The organism is Bacillus cereus group sp. BfR-BA-01356, from assembly GCF_022663635.1.
Classification (GTDB): domain Bacteria; phylum Bacillota; class Bacilli; order Bacillales; family Bacillaceae_G; genus Bacillus_A; species Bacillus_A cereus.
The window spans coordinates 1-224 of sequence record NZ_JAKUFX010000316.1; the positions used below are offsets into that span (position 1 = coordinate 1).

The following is a 224-nucleotide window of genomic DNA, read 5'->3' on the forward strand; positions in this document are numbered from 1 at the left end:
TAACCACTACACCACGGGACCATTTGGTTGCGGGGACAGGATTTGAACCTGCGACCTTCGGGTTATGAGCCCGACGAGCTACCGTGCTGCTCCACCCCGCGACAATATAAATAGCTTGGCGACGTCCTACTCTCACAGGGACAAGGTCCCAACTACCATCGGCGCTAGAGAGCTTAACTTCCGTGTTCGGTATGGGAACGGGTGTGACCTCTCTGCCATCATCA

Annotated in this window: 1 tRNA gene and 1 rRNA gene; both read right to left on the reverse strand. The window is 55.4% G+C overall.

From position 1 onward, the window contains the following. Positions 1 to 24: 24 nt before the first annotated feature. Positions 25 to 101, reverse strand: a tRNA-Met gene (locus MR168_RS33200). Between the two features lie 12 nt (positions 102 to 113). Beyond that, a 5S ribosomal RNA gene (gene rrf / locus MR168_RS33205) occupies positions 114 to 224 on the reverse strand; the annotation flags it as partial.